Raw genomic sequence first — 19,730 nt, 5'->3', positions numbered from 1 at the left:
GATATACTAAGTGCCGTTGCTTAAGGGGAGTTTAACAGACAATCGCCGGTGTCGCGTAATGGCGGCACGGGAGGAAAGTCCGGGCTTCGTAGAGCAGGATGCTGGATAACGTCCAGTCAGCGCGAGCTGAAGGATTAGTGCCACAGAAATGGACCGCCGATGGCCGCTGCAAGGCGTGCACAGGTAAGGGTGGAACCGGAGTGTAAGAGACTCCGAGGGGCGCTGGTGACTTCGTCCCTGGTAAACCCCATCCGGAGCAAGACCTAATGAAACGCAGTTTTCGGCTTGCCGAAGACAGCCCTTGCTCGGGGTGCGTTTAGGTTGGTCGCTTGAGCCGTTTAGCAATAAACGGCCTAGACAGATGATTGTCGCTCAAAGCGGGAGGGTAGTTCCCGGCTGCACCGCAAAGTAGCACAGAACCCGGCTTACGGTAAACTTTCCGAACTAACGCAACCCAACAAAATTCTGGATCACCGAGTAATCGGCTTTGATACAGAAGACGTGAGAATTGTTTGCACGAACAATCCGATCGACGGCGTCCGCTTTCTTCATTTTTGAAGAAAGCGGACGCCGTTTTGCATCCTGATCATAAATACAAGTGATCATTATTATTTATCACTTACGCTTAAACGCTTCTACTTGGATGCTTTTGGTTTAAATTTATGCTACGATGGACGGAGCAAGAATTGGGTTTGCAAGGAAGCTCGATTCGCGCCGAGTGCGCGATCAAATATCAAGGGGGAAACGCCGTTATGTCAGGGCCTAACGTACAGAAATTATGTGAATCGACCAGAGAAAAGTTGAAAGCCGCCATCTTGAAAGTCGAAGCTTTTTTGAATGAGTATTCGCTACCTCAGCTTGCACAGTCACAAGACGAGGAAGAAGTCGCTTACTACAAAGGATTTTTATCTGATCTTCGCCATCTACTTGTGTTCTCGGAAACGTCCTCCGAAAAAATCGGAGTGCTGCTTCGCCGTGCCAATTTCGATGTGAATTCTGCGGAAGATACTCTGTACAAGGTGTACCATAACGTAATTAATAGCTTCTTTTATCCAAAAAATGAGTGCTATGCCGAAGACGGACGTTACGCGTATACGGGGCAAGAAGCGATTCGCTTCCGCAAACAAGTTGCCGCTCCGGCGCGTGAGATCATTCTCGACGTAACTAAAACATATGAAGAACTTCGTGACGATCTGGATTATTACGAGAGCGATTACTTGAGTCAGCGCCGGATGAGCGCTCCGCGTTCTTAATCAATTGAGTGAATTCCCGGAGAAGCGGTTCCTAGATCCTTTCGCTTATCCGGCTAACCGGAGCTAAGTTGGATTGAACACCGAAGAAAGGGAGTGCGAACAGATGATTATTGAACCGAAGACAGCCAAGCAGTTAATTGAATTCCAATGGATCGATAGTATGAATCTCGATAAATCTTCGCTAAACAATATGGCGCAAGGCAAGATCGATTCGTCGGTTTTTGCATCGCTATTACAGCAAAAAATGGAACAGTCGGGAACCACTTCGATCTCTGCGGAAGAATTGCTCAAAACGCTTGCGGCAATCTCGCTTCCTGCGGATCAGGTTGATTCTTTGACGAAAGGCGCGACATCGCTTGGCGGTGCATCGTCAGCTACTTCGTCTATCGAAAGTTCCGGAGCGAAGATTGAAATGCCGCAAGTATCGGAACCTACAGTTCGTTCAGGGACACCGAATTCCGGAGCTGCGCAGTATGCGGATATGGTACAAGCCGCTAGTGCCAAATACGGGATTCCCCAATCCTTGATTAATGGCATCATCGATGCAGAGTCTTCGTTTAATCCGAATGCGCAGTCTGGCGCAGGTGCCAAAGGTCTGATGCAATTGATGGATGGAACGGCTGCGGGTCTAGGTGTAAAAAATTCATTTGATCCCGAGCAAAATATCAATGGCGGTTCCAGTTATATCGCTTCGATGCTGATTCGTTTTGGCGGTTCGCAGCGATTGGCACTGGCGGCTTACAATGCGGGACCTGGCACATTGCAGCGTCTTGGCATTTCAACCGAAGCCGATCTGAATGCGAAATTCGACAGCTTGCCACGCGAAACGCAGAAATATATCGGTAGAGTCGAATCGGCTCAAGCCAAATATATCTAAGCGTATGCACAGAGGAAAAGATCAAAAAGGAGAAGAGTTTTCTTCCCTTTTTGATCTTTTTGTTGTTTGGAAAAATCATCGATACGCGTTAAGCTAGAGGAATCGAAGAAATGAAAGAAGGTTCAAAGCATGTTGAATTTCGATCATGCGGCATCGACGCCGGTCCATCCGGATGTGATTCGCACTATCGCCGAAGTGATGCAAGTGCATAACGGAAATCCATCTTCTATTCATCGTAACGGCGAAGCTTCTGCCAAGTTGCTTGAACGATCAAGGGAAGTTTGTGCAGGGGCGCTTGGAGGCGTGAAACCCGAAGAAATCATATTTACATCTGGAGCTACAGAAAGTAATAATCTAGCGGTAAAAGGAATGTTACTTGGACGAAGCGATGGCAGACGACATATAGTGACCACTACAATCGAACATGCTTCCGTCTATGAGAGTTGCAAACAAATGGAGCAGCTTGGGTTTGAAGTCACTTATGTAAAGCCCCAATTGGATGGAACATTATCGCCCGAAGACATTTTTGCTGCGGTGCGTAAAGATACAGTGCTTGTGAGCGTCATGCACGTTAATAACGAGACCGGAGCGGTGCAGCCTGTTACAGAAATAGGTCGCCAGCTCAAAAAGATTCAACCGCATGTCCGTTTTCATGTCGACGGTGTACAAGGTTTTGCTCAAGTTCCACTTGACCTTCGGGAAGCGGGCATTGATCTATATAGTTTGTCTGCACACAAACTTCGGGGTCCGCGCGGTGTAGGTCTGTTGTATATTCGGGAAGGAATCACTTTGTTCCCGCTTTTGTCTGGTGGCGATCAAGAACAAGGTCTTCGTGCAGGTACCGAAAATGTTGCGTCTATTGTTGGCGCAGCCAAAGCTTTTCGTTTAGTGTCTGAAAGTCGAACGGAACGGGCGGCAAAAATGAATTTGCTGCGAGAACAGATCATAGAAGCAGTGAATCAACATCCGACCCTAACTGTAACAAATCCACAACATCCTTCGCCGCATATCGTACATTTTACATTTCCGGGCTTGAAATCCGAGGTGATTCTGCATACGCTGGAAGGGCTTGGCGCGTATGTATCGGCTCAGTCTGCTTGTTCAGCAAAAACAGAAAAACCGAGCCGGGTGTTACTTTCGATGGGTCGAACATCCGAAGAAGCATTATCTGGCATTCGGATCAGTCTGGGCGATGAACACGAAGCCTACGATATTCAACAATTATCGAAAATACTGCATCAGGCTATAGATGTATTGCAACCGCTTGAGGGGAGAAAAAGATAACATGACAAAGAAATACGATTATTTATTGCTTCGTTTTGGCGAAGTTTCATTAAAAGGGCGCAATCGCGCGAGATTCGAAAAAGCAGCGGTCGAACATGTTCGAGCTTTAATTCGTCCATATCCAGATGTCAAAGTGCGCCGAGAATTCGGACGTATTTATGTCGATCCGGGTAGTCAACAAGTCGAGACTTTGATTCCAATCTTGACGAATGTATTCGGTATGAATTCGCTTAGCCCTGTCCGAGCGGTGCAACCCGAACTTGGCGAAATCGTTCGTGCTTCGGAAGAATTGATTGAAGCGATGGAGTTGAAAAAAGAAACGACATTCAAAACGAATGTACGCCGCGTCTGGAAAGGTTTCCCGCATTCTTCGCAAGAAAGTAATCCGTTGGTTGCTACGCCTCTGCTCAAACGTTTCCCTTTGCTTAAAGTGAATGTACGCGATCCTGAATTCGAACTTCGCGTCGAAATTCGAGACAATATCGCTTATATTTATGGCGAAGTCATTCCGGGTGTTGGCGGATTCCCACTTGGAACGAATGGTAAAGCATTGCTGTTGTTATCCGGCGGTATCGATAGCCCTGTAGCCGGTTGGTCGGCACTTCGTAGAGGGCTTGAAGTCGAATGTATTCATTTTCATAGTTATCCGTTCACCAGCGACAAAGCCAAAGAAAAAGTCATCGATTTGGCGCAAGGTCTAGCGGAGTATGCGGGTAAGATCAAATTGCATATCGTTCCTTTTACCGAAGTACAGACGGCATTTACCCAAATGGGGCAAGATAATCTGATGATTACGCTTATGCGCCGGGCGATGCTGCGGATTTCGACGAAAGTGGCTGAACGCGAAAAAGCATTGGCGCTTATTACCGGTGAAAGTTTAGGTCAAGTCGCGAGTCAGACCTTATCGAGCATGAACGTGATCGAGCGTGCAACCGAACTTCCGATTTTGCGCCCGCTTGTCATGACGGACAAAGACGAAATCATTCGTTTGTCGCGCCAGATCGGGACTTATGAGACGTCTATTTTACCGTATGAAGATTGCTGTACATTGTTTATCCCGAAATCACCAACGACTAACCCGAACCTTCGGATTGTAAATAAAGTAGAATCGGTGATGCCGACTTTGGAACAATTGATCCAAGAAGCGGCAGACGGAACAGAAACGATAGAACTGTTTGCCGGAGGAAGCGTCAAGCGCCGGGAAGAAGAAGATGCCAAAGCGGAGATCAAACAAGAGTGGTTTTAAGAATTGTCGGTAAAGTTTGCTGAATCACTGCATAAATGACGACAAAAATCCGATAACAAACTTGAAAGCAGCAAAGCTATTATTTTTTATCCACAGAGTAACAGGAGAATTCCGCAAGGAGAGAATGAGATGCCCAATAACGACAAAAAGGCGATCGGGATTTTTATTTTAACTGCCGGACTCATTATTCTTTTAGGGCAATGGGGTGTGTTTACTTTTCTGGGTAAGGTGTTCTGGCCGCTTCTCATCTTCATTCCCGGCGTTGTATTGCATTTGGCTTTTGCGACGCGGGCGTTTCCTGCTTGGGTATTGATTCCCGGAGGAACGCTTACTGTATACGGCATCGTTTTTTCTTTGTTTAATACATGGGGATTTCATCTGGTGGAGTTTTTGTGGCCGGCGTTTATTCTGGGACCTGGTATAGGGTTGTGCGAATATTCGCTTTTAGAAGCCAAACGTCAGAAAGGGATGTATTACGTTTCGCTCGCTTTGATTGGCTTGTCGATTGTTTTATTCATTTTCAGTTTACTTGGCCCCTTTTTTCTTTATGCGTTCTCCGTTATCCTGATTCTCGCAGGAGCTTGGCTGTTATTTTGGCCTCCGCCAAAAAGCGGCAAACAAAATGGGTGGCGCAAAATGTAAAAAAGCTTGAAATTTCATGAAAACCATGTATAATCAAAGGGATTGAGGAGCGTCGGCGGAGGTGCCGCACGCTTCTTTTGTGAGAAACCCCTGAATTTGTTTTTTAATATTTTTCATAGAGAAGGGAACATTCCATTCATGCATTCTAGAGAACAAATCCGTAATATCGCGATTATCGCCCACGTCGACCACGGTAAAACGACGCTGGTTGATAAACTGCTGCAACAATCCGGTATTTTCCGCGACCACGAGCAGGTTCAGGAGCGCGCCATGGACTCCAACGATCTCGAAAGAGAACGTGGCATTACGATCTTGGCGAAAAACACGGCGATTACTTATAAAGACTTCTTGATCAATATCGTAGATACTCCAGGACACGCCGATTTCGGCGGCGAAGTGGAACGTATCATGAAAATGGTTGACGGCGTATTGCTCGTTGTCGATGCTTACGAAGGTTGCATGCCGCAAACTCGTTTCGTATTGGGCAAAGCACTGGCGCACAACTTGACTCCAATCGTAGTTGTGAACAAAATTGACCGTCCGGCTGCTCGTCCTTCCGAAGTTATCGATGAAGTTCTTGACCTGTTTATCGAACTCGGTGCAAACGATCACCAACTTGATTTCCCTGTTGTTTACGCTTCGGCGTTGAACGGTACTTCGAGTCTTGATCCAGCGCAACAAGACGACAACATGCAAGCGATGTACGATACGATTATCGGAAACATTCCATCGCCAACAGAAAGCACAGTAGATCCGCTGCAATTCCTCGTAACATTGATGGACTACAACGAATACCTCGGTCGTATCGCGATTGGTCGCGTTAACCGCGGGGTGATTCGTCAAGGTCAATCGGTTGCGGTTATGACGCGCGAAGGCGGCATGAAGCAAGCTCGTATCGAGAAACTGTTCGGTTTCCAAGGTCTGAAACGCGTTGAGATCGAAGAAGCCGGCGCAGGCGATATCATTGCAATCGCGGGTATCAAAGATATCAATATCGGTGAAACCATTGCCGATCCACAAAAACCGGAAGCTTTGCCAGTTCTGAAAATCGATGAGCCTACACTGCAAATGACGTTCCTCGTGAACAACAGTCCATTCGCAGGTCGCGAAGGCAAATGGGTAACTTCCCGTAAATTGCGTGACCGTCTGTTCTTCGAATTGGAAACTGACGTGAGCTTGCGCGTTCAAGAAACCGACAGCCCGGATGCTTTCATCGTATCGGGTCGCGGCGAACTTCACTTGGGCATCTTGATCGAAAACATGCGTCGTGAAGGTTACGAAATGCAAGTATCGAAACCGGAAGTTATCGTTCGCGAAGTTGACGGTAAAAAAATGGAGCCAATCGAACGCTTGCTGATCGACGTGCCAGAAGAAAGCATGGGCGCGGTTATGGAAAGTCTCGGTATGCGTAAAGCCGAGATGGTCAACATGATCAACAACGGTACAGGTCAAGTACGTCTTGAGTTCTTGATTCCTGCTCGTGGTCTGATCGGATACCGCACGAACTTCTTGACTCTGACTCGTGGTTACGGCGTAATGAACCACGCGTTTGACAGCTACGGTCCTCTGATCGGCGGTCAAGTAGGTGGACGTCACCAAGGCGTACTCGTATCGACTGAAAATGGCAATGCAACCTTGTACGGTATCCTCGGCGTTGAGGATCGTGGTACTTTGTTCGTAGAACCGGGTGCAGAAGTTTACGAAGGTATGATCGTTGGCGAACATACACGCGATAACGACATCGTAGTAAACATTTGCCGCGAAAAACAATTGACTAACGTTCGTTCGGCAACAAAAGACGATACAGTCAAAATGAAAACGCCTCGTTTGTTCTCACTGGAACAAGCGCTTGAATATTTGAATGACGACGAGTATTGCGAAATCACGCCTAAAAACGTTCGTCTGCGTAAAAAAGTACTGCAAAAAGGCGAGCGCGAACGTGCGGAGAAACAACGCAAACAAGCTCAAGCTAACGCTTAATTTTTTGAAATCATCCAAACAATCGGTAACTTTTCCCGTTCTGCCTACGTCTTAAGACATAGCGCAGTTCGGTGAACAGGGTCCGCCGCCGGGGTGGCGTGCGGACCCTGTTTTCATTTGTGCGAAAGAACGCTTGCGTTTTTCGTGCCGATCGTACAAGAGAAGGAGCTGGAAATTATATGGCTAACTCAACAGGTGGCGGTTTGCCACCGCGTTCAACTGGAAACCGAGGACGTTCGACAGAATCATCTGCGCCTCGTCGAAGTGACGGAGGTTCAGGCAGTAACAATAAAGGACGTAAATCAGCTCCCAAGCGTCAAAAAAGCGGAGCGAAAAAGTTTTGGCAATTTTTCGCGATCTTTTTTGTTCTTTTGCTGGTCGGAGGCGGTGTTTACTTAGGATGGGTATATCAAAAAACGCAATCGATCGGCACAGCCGGAGAACCGGTCAAACCTGCTGATTCGCAACCGATTGCGATGGCATTACTCGGTACCGATTTCCGTTCGGAAACGGGTTCGCATCTCACGGACGTCGTGATGGTCGCTGCAATGAATCCGAACACGGATACTGCTACGATTGTATCGCTTCCTCGGGATACACGGATCGAACTTGAAGGTTATAAAGTTCGTAAAGTAAATGCGTATTATCCAACTTTCCTTGCGCAAGAGAAAAAAGGAGAACCGGAAGCCAAAGGCGCGATGCAGCGGATGCTTGGCAAATATTTTGATATCCCAATCGATTACGTAACCGTCGTGAATTTCCAAAGTTTGCGTGACATCGTAGATGCAGTAGGCGGGATCGATGTCGATGTGACGATGGATATGTGTTACAAAGATACCGCTGACGGTACAGATATCAATTTGAAAGCCGGTTCGCAAAAGTTGGATGGCAAAAATGCGCTGGATTATGTACGTTATCGGAAAACGAACTGTAATCCGCCGACGGCACCTTCTGACGACTTCAGCCGTAATCAACGTCAACAGCAAGTGATCGGTGCGATTATGCAAAAAGTTCAATCGTTTAACGTACTCACTAAATCCGGTTCGTTGATTGATGCTGTAGCAGATAACACCGAGACCGATCTGGAAAATAAGCAGATTTTGAATTTGGTTAAAACCTATTGGGATATTCCCAAAGAAAATATCAGCTTCCCGAAAGTCACAGGAAATTGGAAAAGCCCTTACGTGTATATTAGCGATAGTGAGCTTGCCGCGGCAAAACAAGCGTTGCAAGACGAACTTGCGGGTAAACACCAACCTGCCGCTGCGGCGACAAGCGAGTGATTGAATGCTTGATTGACGGTATGCTATAATCCAAAGTATATCCAGTCTAATCGTAGTATCAGACGCCGTATAGGGGGCTATGTGATGTCCGAAGCCGTTACGCAAATGACCGAATTTTTGTTTACGCAGCTGCAAAGCGATACGTTTGCGCTGCTGGCTACCGTTGATGCTGAAACAAACGGTCCGACTTCTACGGCAATTTCATGGATGTACGCTGCGACGCCTTCGACCATTCGTTTTGCGGTCGATCATCGTTCGCGTCTGGTTCGTAATATGTTAGTCAATCCGAAAGTAACCTTAACCGTCTTTAGCGGAGAAAAAATGTTTGCGATCAACGGCAGCGTCCGCGTTACGCAAAATCCGCTCGAAGATGTTCCTTTTAAAATGTGTTGTTTTGATATGGATGTAGAAGCGGTGAGAAATGCTTTGTTTTACGGCGCTCATCTGTCTTCGCCTCCTGCATTTACACGGAAGCTTGATGCGTATGCTGCCGAGCTGCTTGATAGCCAAGTGATGAATGCCATGAAAAAAGCCTAGCGGTTTACCGCGGGCTTTTTTTGTACACATTTAACACGAGAGGAGGTGGTGCATTCTTGGTATAGACACTTAATGAACCTCATGACGGTTCGTTAAGGGCTCACGGTTTGATTAAGCCTCGGGAGGGATTTTTCGTGAAAAAGCTATTTATACTCGATACCAACGTTCTGCTGCACGATCCCCGATCCATTTTTTCGTTTCAAGAACATGAAGTGATTATTCCGGCTACGGTGCTGGAAGAAATCGATTCGAAAAAAAGGCTTGCCGATGAGATTGGACGCAATGCTCGCAGTGTATCCCGAGAATTAGATGCGTTACGGGAACAAGGGCATTTGCACGACGGAGTGCCACTGGAATCGGGAGGCACACTCCGAGTTGAACTCAATCACCGCAGTTTCCAAAATATGCAGGACATGTTCGGAGAAGCTTCGAACGATAATCGTATTTTGGCAGTTGCGCTTAATTATCATAAAGAACAAGAAGAGTTGCCAGAAGAAGAAGCGCGTCAAGTCATTATGGTGAGTAAAGACGTTCTGGTTCGCGTCAAAGCCGATGTCCTTGGTTTGGTTGCTCAAGATTATATGACTGATCGTGCTTCAGACCCCGATGCGGGTTACGCCGGTTATATTCCGCTCAAAGCACCGGATCATTACGTCGATCAATTTTACCGTGATAAATATCTGTTCGTCTCGGATCTGGGAGAGCTTGCACCATCGCTTCATCCGCATGAGTTTGCGATTTTGAGAGACGAAAGCGAAAGTAAATCGGCACTGGTAAAATTGAATGCGGAAGGTAAACGATTAGAACCTTTATTCCAAGCGCACGATCCAGTATGGGGGATTATGGCTCGTAATGCGCAGCAACGTATGGCATTGGAGTTATTGCTAACCGATGATATTCCGCTAGTGACGATTACAGGCAAAGCCGGAACAGGTAAAACATTACTGGCTTTGGCGGCAGCACTGACGAAGGTGGAAGATGAGCGTAAATACAAAAAGTTACTGGTCGCACGCCCTGTCGTTCCAATGGGCAAAGATATCGGATATTTACCGGGCGAAAAAGATGAAAAGTTGCGTCCGTGGATGCAGCCGATTTACGATAACCTGGAATTTTTATTCGATACCAAAAATGCTGGAGACATCGATAAAATTTTGATGGGAATGGGCAGTATTCAAGTCGAAGCGTTAACGTATATTCGGGGGCGCTCGATTCCCGCACAATTTATTATTATCGATGAAGCGCAAAATTTATCGCGGCATGAAGTCAAAACGATTATTTCCCGCGTAGGGGAAGGCAGTAAGATTGTATTGGTCGGAGATCCGGATCAAATCGATCATCCTTACCTAGACGCGGCAAGCAACGGATTAACCTACGCAGTGGAACGATTCAAATCTCAAAAATTAGCCGGTCATATTCATCTGGAAAAAGGAGAACGTTCGAAACTTGCTCAACTGGCGGCAGATTTGCTGTAAATAGATAAGAAAAAACATGAAGAATCCGGGGTTGCTACCGGATTCTTTTTTTGGTTGAAAAAAGGATCGTTTGGTACAATAGGGAAAGTGAGGAATGGAGGGGACAGATCTGAAGCGGAAAAAACATTTCATCTTATTCGGCATATTATTACTTGCACTCATTAATCTGTCACCGTCGTTACCGGATAAATCGCAAACCGGTCTACGGCAACAACCATCTGAAAAAGAAAACGAAATCCAAAAAGCAAAGTCTGAACAGCCGTTACGTGATATTGAAGTGTATGTCATGATGGACGATCAAGAATTCCAAGCGCTACAGACTTTGAATAAAAATTACGAGCAACAAACCGATACGGTCGTGAGTTTGGTGAATATTGCTTCGGAGCAAGCTTACAAAACATACCGTGAAGCTTTTGCGGCTGGACGTGAACCGGATGTTTTGATGCTGGATGGAACTTGGGTCGCAGATTTTGCTTCATCGGGTCGCCTATTGCCTATTGATTTGTATGAAGGCGGAATGGCAGCCGCTTCGGATTCATTGTCTGTTTCCAATGCTTCGGTAGAATGGAATGGGTATCGTTGGGCAGTACCCTTGGATCTCGATCCTTACGGAGTCATATGGAATCCTGAACATTTTGCAGAAACTTCCGGAGATTTGCCTGAAGATACAGAAGCATGGAACGTGTGGGCAGAGCAACAAGTGACGCGGCTCGCACAGTCTGGATCAGAATCGCAGTCAGAATCTGTATCTAAGTCGATTTTAGGTTTTCCAGATGGTGACGTGCGTGCATTTGCAGCTTTGGTTTCGTTATGGAACAATCACAAATCAGAAGAAGCGAAGCAATCCGGATTAGCAGCTTTGGAATTGGCAGATCAATTAAGACCGTATACGCAATTCGAAGAAATGTCCGCTCAGGAAAGACAAATGCCTTCTTCTTTTCAATATGCCGTACAGTCTGGAGAATTGAGTTTGGCTGTAGAACCTTTATCCCGAATATCGGATGAAGAAACTTCCACGATGCGTGTAATGCCGATTTCTTCTATAGAAACAATTTCTTTGCGTGGTTTGAGTATTACCGCCAGTACCGATCGTTCACGCGAAGCTTCTTTATGGATTTCCTACATGACTAAGTTAGAAACGCAACAATCGTGGTATGAAACTACGGGACATCTTCCTGTTTTACGAGCGATTTATGAACAACCGTCTTTTACCGCTTTTCAACGTTGGTTACCTACAGAACCGATTGAACGTTCAGCGATCGAATCTCAAATAACAGCGAACTTCGAAAGTTCCTGGAGCCGTTCGTTAAAAAGTTTTTATGCTGGAGACGAAAATTATCAAAGTTTACTACGGTTTTTTCAATCCTAAAAGCTTTAAATAAACAAACGCCCTGTCCAATAGACACAGAGCGTTTGTTTGCGTACGGTGGATTTATAAAATTATAAAACTAATTGCAAAGCAATAGTTAAATGCCCTTGTTCCATATTGACTTCGTTGACTTTGACTGGAGCTACTTGCCCAGGGTAAAAACCTAGGTCGTATTTTTGTTCCAACTCGGTTGTAGTCGTTGCAGGAAGTTCCAACCCATTAAATACCAAGCGATCTACATGAAAAAGTACAGCATTTTGAGGTTCATTTTCTAACGTATAACGACCTTCAATTCGCAACGTTAATCGATCGCGCCGTCCTTCGGCTACAACCAGACCATTTTCGAATGTAAAAGCAAAGTCTTTAAAGTCTGGATTTCGAGAACGTAAAAATTCATTGAGTTCTTGATCCGTCAATTCGATCGTATATTTCGTTCCGAATCCCGAGACTTTCATTTTGCCGCTTTCTTGTAAGTAATTCGGCAATTCGTTGCTGGCAGCAGCGAGTTCAGCAAAATATTCATCTACTTCATAAAGACCGACATTATTCCAATACACATTTAGTTCATCGGCTAGACGCGTTAAACTTTGCGGATCGTCGCTTGAAAGTAATCCTTCATCAATATCTTGCTGCAAAGAGGCTAATCGTTGTTGTTGCTGTTCGATTCCGCTTTTCACTTGAGCCAGACGTTCTGAATTTTTTGCCAAAAGATTTCGACGATTTTGTAATTCATCCGTATCTTTTTGAAAACCGGCTAAGATTTGTTGATCATGCGAAATCGCTAAGCGATAGTACATGTAGACTCGACTCAATTCGCCGAATGATCGGGCATTCAGTAACGATAGCAAAAAAGGCCGTTGTTGTTGCATATATTGAGTGCGCACGACTGTACCTGTACGTTCCTGGTTTTCTGCAATACGCGTCTCTAAGTCCTTAATTTCTTCGTTCAATCGATCGCGCTGTTTGGCTAATTCTTGTTGTTCATTCGCAATCCGCTCCGTATCACGTTTTAATTCATTGACAGAAAGGGTGTCTTGCAGCAATTGGCGTTGCTCCGGCGTCCATTCGCTAGGCAAAGATTGCGCAGCACTCATTTGTAAACTTCCACTGCATAATAACGCTGTAGCGAGCAGACTGACGGTTAAACGTTTTGACAATGTAAATCCCTCGCTTTCCAGCACGTCTTTCGGCATATTTTATGTAGAATCATCTGTTATTTGGCTTTGCTATGATAAAATAAAGCTATTTGTGAAATGAGTTTGGCTAAAATGATTCATACTTTATTATAAAGCTGTCGGCTCTGATGTAAACGAAGGTTGAACTGAAAAAGTAAAACAGGAGGCACACCAATGAAGATTGAAGTGATAGGCGGAGGTTCGCTAGGTTTGTTATTTGCAGCCATAGCGGCAAAAGGAAGTGCTGACGTTCTGCTCTATACCCGAACCTCTCAGCAGGCGGAGCAAATTTCGACTTCAGGAATCGGGATCGAATATGTAGACGACACTCATGACTTAGTTACGGAAGGTATAAAGCTTGAAGCACGTGCTATAAACGAATTTTCTCCGTCTAATGAAGAAGGACGTTGGATCATCCTTGCGGTTAAGCAAAAACATGTAGATGCTGAGCTGATTGCTAAGTTACAACAAAATGTGCGAATCGGAGATCGACTATTTTGTTTGCAAAACGGAATCGGGCATATTGAACGACTTAGTCAAGCATTACCTCATATTCCGGTGTATGCAGCGATTACGACAGAAGGAGCTCGAAAATTAGAATCTTATTCCATCAGAAGGGCTGGGGTCGGGACAACAAGATTTGGACAAACGAACTCGACAAGCTTTTCTTCGGAAGAAGATAAACAAGCTGAACAATTCTTGATTGAAGTTTTCACAAAAGCAGGATTACCACTGGCTACGTCGAATAGTATTGAGACGGTTATTTATCGAAAGTTGTTGATTAATGCGATTATCAATCCGCTAACGGCTATATGGAAGATTGAGAACGGAGCTTTGCTACATAATGAATACCGAATATCGATCATGAAAGAAATTTTCGATGAAATTGTAGTGATTTATGAGGCTTCGGGTCTGTCAGCGCCTTTGTCTTGGTGGGATGATGTGCTTCAAGTCTGTGAATCTACAGCGGCCAATCGTTCTTCGATGCTGGAAGACGTGACGCGTGGAGATTCGACAGAAGTGGCATGGATCAGCGGTGGGATCGTAAAACTTGCTCATCGGTTTGGCGTAGCTGCTCCCTGGAATCAGAAATTATTGAACTTAATTGAAGGTATGAACGAAACAGAAAGTTGTTGAAAATAAGCGAGCAGGAGGCAAAAGATGATCCAAACTTTTTCCAGCGTATTGATTACTTTATGCATTTTGCCTTTCGTGCCGTTTATTTTGACTTACATATTTGAAAAAATTCTTAAAAAAACTTCGCAACAATCTTTTTATCAAGCTATAAATGTGACGATGCCTTTTCTTTTTGTGGCTGTAGCTGCACTTTATAACACCGTATTTAACTCTACTATTGGATTTTATGTTTGGTTATTAATTTTGCTTTTGTTACTTGGCATTCTTGGAGCTTTGCAAAACCGCAAGCGCGGACAGGTACAGTTGAGCCGTTTGTTGAAAGGATTTTGGCGAATCAGTTTTTTATTATTGGTTCCTTGTTATGTGTTATTCGGGATAATCGGCTTTATTTCGTATTTAATAAATAGCTGACATTGTGATGTTATATACATAAAAGATAATTTTGAAATGGGATCGTTTTTTACTGAAAAATCGTGCTTCAAGACAGGAAATGTGACAGAAAAAGAACGAAAAATGAAAAAAAACGTAAAATTCTGAAAAAAGGTTATAGATTTTTTTTGCAGTGCGGGGTATAATCAATAAAAAAATTAATCTTTTTTAGGGGGAAAGTTGCAGGATGAAAAAGAAAAGCTGGATGATGCTTGTAACGCTGGTTCTTGTAATCAGTATGGTCTTGGCTGCATGTGGAAGTGGTGCTGAAACACCAACTACAGGTTCGACAACACCAACCGAGAACTCGACGGGTGGAGAAACAACTACCGAACCGACAGATGCTAACTTAGCAGCTGACCAAACCCTGCACCTGAACTTGAGTGCAGAGCCGCCGACACTTGATCCGGCACAAGCTCAAGACAGCCAGTCGAACACTGCGCTGCGCTTCATGTATGAAGGTCTTGCAACAATCGACGGCGACGGCAACCCTGCTCCAGGCGCTGCTGAAAGCTGGGAAGTTTCCGAAGATGGTCTTACTTACACTTTCAAAATGCGTCAAGGCGCAACTTGGAGTAACGGTGACCCTGTAACAGCTAATGATTTCGTATATGCTTGGGAACGCGTACTGAGCCAAGAAACAACTCCGGCTCCAGTATATGCTTACCAATTGTACTACATCAAAGGTGCTGAAGATTTCAACACAGGTAAAACAAAAGACTTCTCGACTGTAGGCGTTAAAGCAGTTGACGAAAACACACTGGAAGTAACACTGGCTAATCCAACGCCTTACTTCTTGGGTCTGACTTCGTTCTACACTTTCTACCCTGTACACCAAGCTTCTGTTGAAGCTGACCAAGCATGGGCTTCTGACCCAAGCAAAATGGTTACAAATGGACCATTCACTCTGACAACTTGGACAACAGGTTCTGAGATGGATTGGACTAAAAACGACAAATATTGGGACGCTGAAAACATCAAGCTGACTAACGTTACAGCTTCGATCGTAAACAGTGGCGCAACTGAAACAGCTTCGTACCAAGGTGGAGAAATTGACTATGCGGGCGCACCAACTGGTGAAATCCCAACTGACCAAATTCAACCACTGTCTGAACAAATGCCAGAAGAATTCAAATTGACTGACATCGCTTCGACTTACTACTATGAGTTCAACACAAAAGAAGCACCGTTCAACAACGAGAAAATCCGTAAAGCATTTGCAATGTCTATCGACCGTAAATCTTTGATCGAGAACGTAACAAAAGCAGGTCAAACACCAGCATTTGGTTTCGTACCAACTTCGATCGCAGGTCTGAACAACCAATCGTTCCGTGATGAGTTCCCGGATTCCGGTTACTTCACAGAAGATGCAGCAGCAGCAAAAACAATGCTTGAAGAAGGTATGAAAGAAGAAGGAATCACGACTCTTCCTCCGATCACTTTGCTCTACAACACAAGTGAAAACCACCAAAAGCTGGCTCTGGCTGTAGCTGATATGTGGAAAAACACATTGGGCGTAGAAATTCAAACGAAAAACGAAGAATGGTCTGTATTCCTGGAAAGCAGAAAAACAGGCAACTTCCAAATCGCTCGTGCAGGTTGGTCTGCTGACTACAACGATCCAATGACATTCATGGATATGTTCGTAAGCGGTGGCGGTAACAACAACACTGGTTTCGCAAATAAAGAGTACGATGCTCTGATCGATTCAGCTTACAAAGGCGGTAACGACCCAGAAAAACGTATGCAAGATATGGCTGCAGCAGAAAAAATGTTGGTTCAAGACAACATGGTAATCATGCCTGTCTACTACTACACTCAAGCATCGCTGACTAAGCCTTACTTGAAAGGTGTAACAACTGACTTCTCCGGCGCAATCAACTTCACTCGCGCTTACCTGGAAGAACACTAAGATCGAAGATCTTAATAGGTGTAACCCAAGTTAATAACAGCTCGGGATATATATGGAATCACATATATATCCCGATTTTTTTGCATGTTCGTCAAACTTCCATTTTTGCTCTTGAATGTCTAATAATTAGGGTTGAAAATAATGAATGTGCAATTATAAATTAAGTAGGTTACTATTTAAGAATCACAATTGAGGAGGAGAGGTTCGCAGATGGCACGCTATATAACTAGCAAACTTATATATACGTTGCTCTCGCTGTTTATTTTGATCACAGCGACGTTTTTCTTAATGAAAGCAATCCCGGGCGATCCATTTATGTCCGAAAAAGAAGTGCCTGCTCCGATCCGAGCAAGATTGGAAGCACAATACGGTCTTGATAAACCGTTAATGACTCAATACGTCAATTATCTTGGTAATATCGTTCAAGGCGATCTTGGTATTTCGATGAAAAAGTTGAACCAAGACGTAGGTAAAATTATCGGTCAAACTTTCGGCGTTTCGCTTCGCTTGGGTATGATCGCGGTTGTCGTATCGACAATTGTCGGTGTGGCATTAGGTTTACTCGCTGCATTGTATCATAGGAAATTTATCGATAGTTTAGTTATGGTGCTAGCCGTCATCGGGATAGCCGTGCCGAGTTTCGTTATGGCATCGCTACTCCAATATTTATTTGGTCTTGAACTCAAGTTATTACCGATTACAGGCTTAAGAAGCCCACTTGGATATGTGCTTCCTGTAGCCGCGTTGTCGGCAGGTCCGATTGCGTATATTGCGCGTCTGACACGCTCGAGTATGCTTGAAGTTCTGAACGCCGATTATATCAAAACGGCGAAAGCCAAAGGTCTGAAATGGCCGGCGATCTTATGGAAGCACGTTATCCGTAACGGCATTCTTCCGGTCGTCACTTATGTTGGACCTATGACAGCTAACATCATCACAGGTTCGGTCGTTGTTGAACGGATCTTCGGTATTGGCGGTATCGGCAAAGTGTTTGTCGAAAGTATCACAAACCGGGACTATACGTTGATTATGGGTATTACGTTGTTCTACGGCATCATTTTGATGGCTGCACGTTTTGTTACCGATATCGTTTACGTATTAGTTGATCCTCGGATCAAACTGACTTCGGGTAAGGAGGGCTAAGCAAGTGGCGAATGACAACATAAATAAGCAGTCTCTTCCCGCTGTGACAGCGGCTGATTTCGAACAAGTTGATGTGAATCAACGTGAATCCGAAGTCATCAAGCGCGAAAGTCTTACGGCTTGGCGCGATACTTGGGAACGTCTGCGTCGCAATAAAGTCGCGATGACGGGTCTTTTCGCTCTCATTCTGATCGTTATTGCTTCGATCGTTGGACCTTGGATTTCGTATTGGGTGCATGGTTATGATTATCAGACGAATGATTTGCTTGCAACGAACCAAAAGCCTTCGGCTTTACACTGGTTCGGTACAGACGATCTGGGTCGCGATATGTTTGTAAGAACTTGGTCTGGCGCACGCATCTCGTTGATTGTCGGTGTGGCGGCAGCATTGATCGATTTGTTCATTGGTGTTATTTACGGCGGAATCATGGGTTACTTCGGTGGCCGCGTTGATACGATCATGAACAAATTCTCTGAAATTTTGTATGCAATTCCTTACTTGCTTGTTACAATCTTGTTGTTGGTTGTATTCAAACCAAGTTTGGGAACGATCATCTTGGCTCTGACGATTACAGGCTGGATTAATATGTCTTGGATCGTACGGGGCGAAATTATGAAGTTGAAAAACCGCGAGTTCGTACTCGCTTCCCGTTCGATGGGTGCAGGAACAGGCAGATTGTTATTCCGTCACCTGTTGCCGAATGCAAGTGGTCCGATCATCGTTACATTGACCCTGTCTGTACCAAGTGCGATCTTTGCAGAGTCGTTCCTGAGTTTCTTGGGCCTGGGCGTACAAGCTCCAGTATCGTCGCTCGGTTCGATGGTCGAGAACGCATTGACAGGTTGGATGTACTATCCATGGCGGATGTTCTTCCCGGCTGTATTGATCAGTATTATCATGCTCGCGTTCAACTTGCTTGGGGACGGATTGCGTGACGCATTGGATCCATCGCTCAAAAATAAATAATTCGCAGATTTTATAAAGAAGGAGGCGTCAGCCATGGGAACCATGACAGGTAAGAATTTGATTGAAGTCGATGGGCTGAAAAAGTATTTTAACGTAGGCGGCGGTAAAGTTCTCAAAGCGGTCGACAACTTGAATTTCTTTATTCGCGAAGGTGAGACGCTTGGCATGGTAGGTGAATCGGGCTGTGGTAAATCGACAGCAGGCCGTACGATTCTTCGGTTATACGAGCCAACAGCAGGTAGTGTCCGTTTCAACGGAACCGACATCTACAAATTGTCTCCGAATAAAATGAAGGCAATGCGCCGCGATATGCAAATGATCTTCCAAGATCCTTACGCTTCGCTGAATCCGCGGTTCACCGTATCCGATATTATCGGAGAAGCGTTGGATATTCACAAAATGGCAGGATCTTCGGGCGAACGCAAAAAGCGTATCGAAGAATTGCTGGATTTGGTTGGTTTGAACACGGACCACGCGACTCGTTACCCGCACGAATTTTCCGGCGGTCAACGTCAGCGTATCGGCATTGCACGCGCTTTGGCGGTTAATCCTAAATTTATCATTTGCGACGAACCGATCTCTGCATTGGACGTATCGATCCAAGCCCAAGTCGTAAACTTGTTGCAAGAGCTTCAAGATCGCCTTGGATTGACTTATCTGTTTATCGCTCACGATTTGTCGATGGTTAAACACATCAGTGACCGCGTAGCGGTAATGTACTTGGGTAAAATGGTTGAGCTTGCGGACAGTGAAGAACTGTACAGCAATCCTATCCACCCTTATACAAAGTCGTTGCTGTCTGCGATTCCGGTTCCCGATCCGGAAATCGAGTCGCAGAAAAAGCGTATCTTACTGTCCGCAGAAGGCGGCGGTCCGATTCGCTCGGCTGACGAAAAAACCGAAGAAACTTCGCTTGTCGAAGTATCGCCGGGGCACTGGGTAGCTATGCCTCATTAATCTGCGAATCAAGCAGAAGTCATTTTGCCACCTTTTCGAACGGATAACGTTCGAAAAGGTGGCTTTT

At 45.2% G+C, this 19,730-nt stretch carries 17 protein-coding genes and 1 other RNA gene; 17 read left to right on the top strand and 1 reads right to left on the bottom strand.

Annotation, left to right across the window (positions count from 1 at the left end; all coding sequences use genetic code 11):
- Positions 1 to 26 precede the first annotated feature (26 nt).
- From rnpB to NOM90_RS04545, 11 genes are all read left to right on the top strand, one after another.
- Positions 27 to 443, top strand: an RNA gene (gene rnpB / locus NOM90_RS04595) — RNase P RNA component class A.
- A gap of 309 nt (positions 444 to 752) precedes the next feature.
- Complete coding sequence (locus tag NOM90_RS04590) at positions 753 to 1,253, top strand: DUF3907 family protein (protein WP_255940296.1); 501 nt, start codon at positions 753 to 755, stop codon at positions 1,251 to 1,253.
- A gap of 103 nt (positions 1,254 to 1,356) precedes the next feature.
- Positions 1,357 to 2,130 (top strand): lytic transglycosylase domain-containing protein, encoded by a 774-nt coding sequence (locus tag NOM90_RS04585; protein ID WP_255940295.1) that lies wholly within the window; start codon positions 1,357 to 1,359, stop codon positions 2,128 to 2,130.
- A gap of 129 nt (positions 2,131 to 2,259) precedes the next feature.
- Entirely contained in the window at positions 2,260 to 3,414 is a 1,155-nt protein-coding gene (locus NOM90_RS04580; protein WP_255940294.1) for a cysteine desulfurase family protein, read from the top strand.
- 1 nt (position 3,415) lies between these two features.
- Positions 3,416 to 4,660: a tRNA uracil 4-sulfurtransferase ThiI gene (thiI, locus tag NOM90_RS04575; protein ID WP_255940292.1), complete on the top strand. Its 1,245-nt coding sequence runs from the start codon at positions 3,416 to 3,418 to the stop codon at positions 4,658 to 4,660.
- A gap of 129 nt (positions 4,661 to 4,789) precedes the next feature.
- A complete protein-coding gene (locus NOM90_RS04570; RefSeq protein WP_255940291.1) occupies positions 4,790 to 5,302 on the top strand; it encodes an intracellular growth attenuator family protein in 513 nt (170 codons plus the stop codon).
- A gap of 138 nt (positions 5,303 to 5,440) precedes the next feature.
- Positions 5,441 to 7,282 carry a translational GTPase TypA gene (typA, locus tag NOM90_RS04565; RefSeq protein ID WP_255940289.1) on the top strand — a complete coding sequence of 614 codons (1,842 nt, stop codon included), beginning with the start codon at positions 5,441 to 5,443 and terminating at the stop codon, positions 7,280 to 7,282.
- Positions 7,283 to 7,461: 179 nt separating this feature from the next.
- The gene (locus NOM90_RS04560; protein ID WP_255940287.1) at positions 7,462 to 8,565 is read left to right on the top strand and encodes an LCP family protein; all 1,104 of its coding nucleotides are present in this window, start codon (positions 7,462 to 7,464) and stop codon (positions 8,563 to 8,565) included.
- Between the two features lie 84 nt (positions 8,566 to 8,649).
- Complete coding sequence (locus tag NOM90_RS04555) at positions 8,650 to 9,102, top strand: pyridoxamine 5'-phosphate oxidase family protein (RefSeq protein WP_255940285.1); 453 nt, start codon at positions 8,650 to 8,652, stop codon at positions 9,100 to 9,102.
- A 134-nt stretch (positions 9,103 to 9,236) separates the two neighbouring features.
- Positions 9,237 to 10,574: a PhoH family protein gene (locus NOM90_RS04550; protein WP_255940283.1), complete on the top strand. Its 1,338-nt coding sequence runs from the start codon at positions 9,237 to 9,239 to the stop codon at positions 10,572 to 10,574.
- A 94-nt stretch (positions 10,575 to 10,668) separates the two neighbouring features.
- Positions 10,669 to 11,943, top strand: a complete 1,275-nt coding sequence (locus tag NOM90_RS04545; RefSeq protein ID WP_255940282.1) for an extracellular solute-binding protein — start codon at positions 10,669 to 10,671, stop codon at positions 11,941 to 11,943.
- Between the two features lie 71 nt (positions 11,944 to 12,014).
- Here the strand turns inward: NOM90_RS04545 and NOM90_RS04540 are convergent, their stop codons facing one another.
- Positions 12,015 to 13,100 carry a coiled-coil domain-containing protein gene (locus tag NOM90_RS04540; protein ID WP_255940281.1) on the bottom strand — a complete coding sequence of 362 codons (1,086 nt, stop codon included), beginning with the start codon at positions 13,098 to 13,100 and terminating at the stop codon, positions 12,015 to 12,017.
- A 192-nt stretch (positions 13,101 to 13,292) separates the two neighbouring features.
- On the opposite strand from NOM90_RS04540, the gene NOM90_RS04535 reads away from it, so the two are divergent.
- From NOM90_RS04535 to NOM90_RS04510, 6 genes are all read left to right on the top strand, one after another.
- Complete coding sequence (locus NOM90_RS04535) at positions 13,293 to 14,255, top strand: ketopantoate reductase family protein (RefSeq protein ID WP_255940279.1); 963 nt, start codon at positions 13,293 to 13,295, stop codon at positions 14,253 to 14,255.
- Between the two features lie 24 nt (positions 14,256 to 14,279).
- Entirely contained in the window at positions 14,280 to 14,666 is a 387-nt protein-coding gene (locus NOM90_RS04530; RefSeq protein WP_255940278.1) for a DUF3397 domain-containing protein, read from the top strand.
- A gap of 205 nt (positions 14,667 to 14,871) precedes the next feature.
- Positions 14,872 to 16,596, top strand: a complete 1,725-nt coding sequence (locus tag NOM90_RS04525; protein WP_255940277.1) for a peptide ABC transporter substrate-binding protein — start codon at positions 14,872 to 14,874, stop codon at positions 16,594 to 16,596.
- A gap of 210 nt (positions 16,597 to 16,806) precedes the next feature.
- The gene (locus tag NOM90_RS04520) at positions 16,807 to 17,739 is read left to right on the top strand and encodes an ABC transporter permease (protein WP_255940276.1); all 933 of its coding nucleotides are present in this window, start codon (positions 16,807 to 16,809) and stop codon (positions 17,737 to 17,739) included.
- 43 nt (positions 17,740 to 17,782) lie between these two features.
- The gene (locus tag NOM90_RS04515) at positions 17,783 to 18,706 is read left to right on the top strand and encodes an ABC transporter permease (RefSeq protein WP_255940565.1); all 924 of its coding nucleotides are present in this window, start codon (positions 17,783 to 17,785) and stop codon (positions 18,704 to 18,706) included.
- 42 nt (positions 18,707 to 18,748) lie between these two features.
- Positions 18,749 to 19,663 carry an ABC transporter ATP-binding protein gene (locus NOM90_RS04510; protein WP_255940563.1) on the top strand — a complete coding sequence of 305 codons (915 nt, stop codon included), beginning with the start codon at positions 18,749 to 18,751 and terminating at the stop codon, positions 19,661 to 19,663.
- Positions 19,664 to 19,730: the final 67 nt, after the last annotated feature.

Source organism: Saccharibacillus sp. JS10, from assembly GCF_024436065.1.
Taxonomy (GTDB): Bacteria; Bacillota; Bacilli; order Paenibacillales; family Paenibacillaceae; genus Saccharibacillus.
This window is presented reverse-complemented; position numbering and strand designations above follow the sequence as displayed.